This window comes from Parageobacillus galactosidasius (assembly GCF_002217735.1).
Classification (GTDB): domain Bacteria; phylum Bacillota; class Bacilli; order Bacillales; family Anoxybacillaceae; genus Parageobacillus_B; species Parageobacillus_B toebii.
Map to the genome: position 1 here is coordinate 1 of NZ_NDYL01000005.1, position 6,204 is coordinate 6,204.

Annotated in this window: 5 protein-coding genes; all 5 read left to right on the forward strand. The window is 32.1% G+C overall.

Translation table 11 applies throughout. The annotated features are described in order from the left end of the window. Positions 1 to 388 precede the first annotated feature (388 nt). The 5 genes from B9L23_RS19760 to B9L23_RS19780 all read left to right on the forward strand — a co-directional run bounded on the left by B9L23_RS19760 (position 389) and on the right by B9L23_RS19780 (position 5,864). Entirely contained in the window at positions 389 to 613 is a 225-nt protein-coding gene (locus B9L23_RS19760; RefSeq protein WP_042411605.1) for a hypothetical protein, read from the forward strand. A gap of 273 nt (positions 614 to 886) precedes the next feature. After that, positions 887 to 1,252, forward strand: a complete 366-nt coding sequence (locus B9L23_RS19765) for a hypothetical protein (RefSeq protein ID WP_042411602.1) — start codon at positions 887 to 889, stop codon at positions 1,250 to 1,252. 380 nt (positions 1,253 to 1,632) lie between these two features. Further along, the gene (locus B9L23_RS19770; RefSeq protein WP_042411600.1) at positions 1,633 to 3,168 is read left to right on the forward strand and encodes a serine/threonine-protein kinase; all 1,536 of its coding nucleotides are present in this window, start codon (positions 1,633 to 1,635) and stop codon (positions 3,166 to 3,168) included. Between the two features lie 266 nt (positions 3,169 to 3,434). Further along, positions 3,435 to 5,315: a hypothetical protein gene (locus B9L23_RS19775; protein WP_089098368.1), complete on the forward strand. Its 1,881-nt coding sequence runs from the start codon at positions 3,435 to 3,437 to the stop codon at positions 5,313 to 5,315. 162 nt (positions 5,316 to 5,477) lie between these two features. Next, positions 5,478 to 5,864, forward strand: coding sequence for a hypothetical protein (locus B9L23_RS19780; protein ID WP_089098369.1), 387 nt, complete (start codon positions 5,478 to 5,480; stop codon positions 5,862 to 5,864). The last annotated feature ends 340 nt before the right edge of the window (positions 5,865 to 6,204 follow it).

Below are 6,204 nucleotides of genomic sequence, written 5' to 3' on the forward strand. Positions count from 1 at the left end.
AAAGCCTGGTAAAGTGATCAAATCTTTGATAAACTGAGATTGCATGCGAAATTTCCTCCATGGTTGATGGTTTGGTCACCTTTACCATACAGGAAATTTCGCATTTTTTGTACCCTTGATCAGAAAATAACCTGATTGTCAAGTACATTTTGTGGTGAAGAGCCAATTAATTGACAGTAAATGTAGTTACTACCTGACAATATTTATTTAAACACGGGGCTTTGGCTCCGTGTTTTTATATTTGCATATTCAATAATTATCAATAATTATAAATTGATTCCGTAACCACATCGCATGTTCAATAAAAAAGCAGGATTGAACCCCTTGAAATTTAAATGATGCTTAGTAAGAGAGCAAAATAACGTAAGATAAAAAAGGAGGAGTTCTCATGTCAGAAATACAGTCGTTAATTGCATGGGCAGAAAAGGCCTCAGATTTTTGTTTGTTGCTGTTTGTTTTTATAATCATCGTCGCATTCGCTGATTTAGCCATTCATCTTTGCTTTAAAAATTTTTCCCAAACGAAGGTTTACAGATACGTGAAATATGTTATTGGAATTGTAATTTTACTGTCGATTTTTGGGGCAGTCATTTATTCGTTTTTAATGATTTGAGCAGAGGGTGAACATGGATGAAGCAGAAGGAAAACGATAAAAGTGGGATTAAGTTTTTGATTAGTTTAATCACTTTGATCATTTTGTATTACATCCGCGATTTGCTGAAATGACATACGGATTAAGGTATAGGGAGGGGAACAGTAGGCTTTTTAAGCTTAACTGTTCTCTATTTTATTCATAACGGTATTATATAAGACTTTTGCAATAAATACAGGTGATTATAAACATAAAGGTAAGAGATGAAATAATGTAAGAAGGGAGGGAACGGACATGAAATACACAGTAGAAGAATTAATTGAAATCAATTTTCTGTATAAAGATTCTGTTTTGAAAAGTGCTGTTGAGATTGAGCCGTATAAACAGGTTTCTTTAGTACTTAAAACAGAAAACGGAACCGTTTTACACTGTGTCTTGCCTTATTTTGAATACATGCAGATTAACAAGAATTTTTACATAGAAGAAATTCCGATGTTGATTGACCTGTTTAAACAAGATGTCACTTATGAAATTGTGAAGACTCCAAAGTATAACTACTACAAATTAAGTTTTCCAGACATTAAACAGAACTATATATTGCAGGAAAAAGTGTTTCATTACATCATGAGTAATTATTTGATGGCAATTAGCCGTAACTAACAAATAATTTAATAAAGATATACTCACAAGTGGAATTTTTCCAGAATAGTCCTAACAAGGTATATAAACAGCGTTATACTTAAACATCATTTACACTTTTTGCTACTTTTTCATCTTCATCTTTTCGTGGGGAGAAGAGAGGTTTAATTATAGCCTCTTTTCTCATTCGAAAGGGATGCAGGAGATAAGAGAAAAAGCACGAAACTCAATAAAATATAGATGATTAGTTTAGGGGGGAGGAATGGGGCAATTTTCCTATTTTATTAATGGAATCGGTTGACTTCTTTTTGTTTATGTATCTGATAATGTAGAATTTTATATTTCAGTTTATAATATTTACTATACAGATAACGGTAATTTCGTTAGGGAGGGGAATATATTTGTTAATACAACCGAATTCTGTTGTATTTGATGGGGAAGAAAATAGTTATAAAGTATTAGAGCCTATTGGAAATGGGAGTTTTGGATATGTTTATAAAATCGAAAAAGAATCTGATAAAAGTATTTGGGCATTAAAAACTTTGCCGTCTAATTTCCCGAACAGCGAGCAACTTCTGAGTTTTCAAAATGAGAGCGTCATGGCTATGAAGGTTTCGCATGAAAATGCAGTGAATTATGTTTTTGTTCATGATGGAAGCAAATATTCTGAATTGCCTCCATACATTATAATGGAATATGCTAACGGAGGAACTCTTCAGCAGGTAATAAAGACTGCAATCCGAAAGAATGAATTTATTTCTAATAAGGATTTGCTTGACTATTTTCACCAGTTAATTAATGGCATGGAGCATATCAATAGTATTTTAATTCATAGAGATATTAAGCCGGATAATATCTTGCTGCATAACGGAATAGTAAAGATATCGGATTTCGGTTTATCCAAAATAGTTCATGATGGAACTAGGCAAATGACTTTTAAAGGGTTCGGCCATATTAGATATATGGCACCAGAAGGATGGAAACTGGAGAAGAACACTATACAAATGGATATTTACTCAATGGGTATTATATTTTATGAACTAGCCACCTTACAGCATCCTTTTAATCTGCCGCATCACGCAGATGTTCAGGATTGGAGAAACGCTCATTATTTTACTAATCCGCCATCGCCTAAATCAATAAATCCTGCTTTAACTACTACAATGACACAAGTAATTATGAAAATGATAGAAAAAAGTACTGCAAAGAGATATAAAAGTTGGCAGGAAATTAGAAATGACTTGCTTATTGATAATGAACCACCCACTGAAAACTCTAAAATCATTGAAAATATGATTAATATTCGTTTAAGTAAGGATATCTCAATTCGGGAAGAACAATTAAAGCAGGAGAAAGAGAGGCAAGAGAGAAAGAACTACTTAAAAATGATTAACTATCAATACGCCAATGATATTTACAATCCTATTAAAGAATTTATTGAAGAGTTTAACAGAAGATATACTGGCGGACAAATAACAATGACACCGCTGAACTCGATGGATTCAAGTGAGATATATACTAAGATCCACCTTGTCTCAGGCAAAACACTAACAATCCAATTAAAAGCATTATTTGACAATGATTTTATCCGAGAGGTGCCATCACAATTTGACAGGGGAATAACTCATAAAAAAGTTGTAAGACCTGTACTTAGAGATAATAAGAAAATACTGGCTTGGGGATATTTAAAAAGCCCGGATAATACAGGGTTTAATATTCTGCTTGTAGAGAATAAAGAAGATATATATGGCGAGTGGGTTATGCTAATCAATACAAATAGTGGTTTTGGCAGAGTGAGAAGACCAGAGCCGTTTCCATTTGAATTTAATGAACTTGAAAAAGAAATTCCATTAATATATGCACTGCATATTTATAACACAGAAGTTCTTCCCTTAAATATTGAGAAATTTCAAGAGTTTATCGTAATGTATAATTAACAGCCTAAACACTAAATAACTTTTGATAAACGGTAGTAGTTCATCATAATCAGTAATACATTAATTGCACGCGTTTTTTAATACGGGAAAAGAGACTAATCACAGACCACTGGAAATTATTCAGTGGTTATTTTTTACTAAAATATTTGGTACAATCGCCAAAAACAGTTTAGAAGTTGGAGTATATTTTTACAGAAGTAACTTTATATAGTAAAATATTGTAAGAAATTAGTGGACTATAATAAAAAACATTGTTGGAGGGAATTATGAGTCTATATCGGTACCAAATTGAAAGAGCAGTGTTTTTTAGAGTTCCCGGAATAAAGAAAATTAATTCAATCGAAAGTGGTTTAGGAAGAATTACATTATTTATTGGAGATGAGAACGGTAATGCTACGAAGGAAATCATTGATTTAGCCGGACAAGTGGTAGAAAAAAACAGACCTTTAGGAACACAAGTAATCATTGAGCCTTTTTGTAATAGTCCTTTTCCAAATAAAGGTTTATATGAACTGCCTGAGCATATAAAAAGAGCACACATATTTTCTGCTACTCATTCCGATATAGAATTTGTAGTAAAAAGTTGTATCCCTAACTGTGTTTATTTTGACTTAATAACTGTAAGAGGTGGAGTTATTAACGTATATATTGCCGATAAAAACTTTGAAGCAGACAAGGAAATGATTGAAAAAGCAAAATCTATATTAAAAGAGTTATTTCCTTCTGATATATCTATATCGGTTTATAAATTTGAGGAAAAGATGTTAGACTCTATTGAAGAAAGAAGAAAAAATTTTTTTATTCAAACTAGTCGCTTTGATGTTTTGGATTATGAGGATGATCATATAAGAGATATTGCTAAGCGTGATGAAGAGCGTTTCGGTGATACGTTAGGTAAATTAATAAACGGTGAAATCAAATACACATCTATTATCGATAATAGGTTACCTAAAGGTGGAACAATTTATGTCGATCCCTTTATTACAGAACAACAACTTTCAATTCTTTTAACACTATATTCTAAAGTGTTTTATCCCATTTTACCGGATAAAAATAATTCTTATAAGGCATTAAATTCTTTACCTATAGATTTAGTTCTTGCATTGGCTAGAAAAGGTAAACTTATACCCATTTTCAAAAATCCTTTGCATAAATACAAGCCATCTACAGTTAGAAAATTTTTAGAGGATAAGGACATAAATGTTATATTACCTCGTCAATTAGATGGTTTGACTATCCTTACCTTAGCAAATCAATTCCCATTTTGGAAAACGTTTAGGGAGAACCCACAAGTTGCTGCAGAAGTGAGTTATAACGTATCTTTGATTAATAAAAAACTGTTAGAAAAAAATCCAACTCAAACTTTACTAGTAAACGCATTAACAGAAACAACTGATATCCACATACAAGTTGCTGAGGCTGGAGAGGCATGGTTTATGGATAAAGGGCATATTGCTGCCGGAAATATAACTGCTGGAGGAGCCGTACAATCATTAATTTCTTATTTGAGAAATAAATTGTCTTCAGAAGTATCTGATACAATATTTATAGAATCGCATATGTACAGCATGCAATTGTCAATAGCAAGAGCGCTTGGAGCAGTATTTTATCCTAGCATTGTTCATAATGAGAAAATTTTAAATTTAGTATCCCATTTACATGCTGGTTCAGATACGAATTTGTTGGTTCCTAAAATCGATGAAATGGGCGTTGTATTAAAGAATTTAAAAATAATATGTCCAGAAAATGTATCGATTCTTGATTATATAGATGTTTTGAATGATTTTGAGGTAAAAAAATTAAGGAACATTATCACAGAAATAGTCAACCAGTCTAGTGGTTCGCATGAGAAATTGCTTGAACAAGTAGAAGTTGTTAATAATGAAATTCGTAAATGGAATAAATCCCGTGGTCGTTTTATTCAAGAGAACCTTGATATATTAGGTTTAGGTTTAGAAATTGCTTTATTACCTACCGGATTAACTGTTCCGCCACTAACCACCTCTTTTGTAGGAATAATTTTAAAGACATTGCTAGGGGAAAGAATTGAGGATATCGAAGATCGGATTTATGCGAAAATAGGCGGTGTTTCTCCTGCAGCATTAAGAGTTCAGAGGATTCGAAGCAATATTCAAAAGTTGGAGTAAAGAGTTGCTTTTACTGCAAACTTAAATTTTTTGATGATCTGGGTGAGACTGTGTTTAGAGAAAAAATTTATAAAGAAGTGGATAGTGCTATAAAAAGTTTTGGTTAGAAGATTATTAAAAAAGATTAATTATTTGCAGTATAGTTTACTTAAAGAGGATTCATTGAAAAATGCTTTTTATTCTCACTTGAGAAGACGACTAGGCGACTATTACTTATTGGATAATCATTTAAGGATATATACCGAATTTTATTATATGGGCTTACGAGCAGACTTAGTTGTTGTAAAACTGAATAAAAATCCGGGGCGAAATGGTCACTTGAAAAACGATGTTGCCAAAATAATTGCGGCGATTGAAACGAAATATAAATATGATTTGCCAGACAAACCATTTCTAAGTGACATTGAAAAAGTGCGGAAGAGTATTGAAGAATATAAAATAAATGCTTTCTATTATTTAGTGTTTATCCATGAAGTTGAATATGTAGTAAATTCAACATGTCTTGATAGACATAGAAAAATCGCCATGGGCAAAAGGGCGAGTCGTTGAACTGAATGGCTATTTTGTTGCAGAAAAACAAGAGCCTGTTTGGGAAGTTGTTTCTTATAACGGACTAAACGAAGATATAATATGTAAACAATAGTGCTAAAAATATAATTGAAACTGCATATTAGCGTAAGTCAAAAGAGGAACAAAAAATTCCTTCTTTATTATTTTGGATCTTTACAAAATTATAGTTATATAGTAAGATTTTTATAAATAACTGTAGTTGAGCAATTTTAATTACAATAATTACCATGTAAAAGAGACAAACAGGGTACCCCTTATGCCACGTGGAGCTGTTTTTTCACGGTATCAATGGGAATATTTTGTTTCGCTGCACGGTAAA

Bases quoted from the DNA above. Each gene is read 5' to 3' on its own strand.
- B9L23_RS19760 (WP_042411605.1), top strand. From the start codon at position 389: ATGTCAGAAATACAGTCGTTAATTGCATGGGCAGAAAAGGCCTCAGAT.
- B9L23_RS19765 (WP_042411602.1), top strand. From the start codon at position 887: ATGAAATACACAGTAGAAGAATTAATTGAAATCAATTTTCTGTATAAA.
- B9L23_RS19775 (WP_089098368.1), top strand. From the start codon at position 3,435: ATGAGTCTATATCGGTACCAAATTGAAAGAGCAGTGTTTTTTAGAGTT.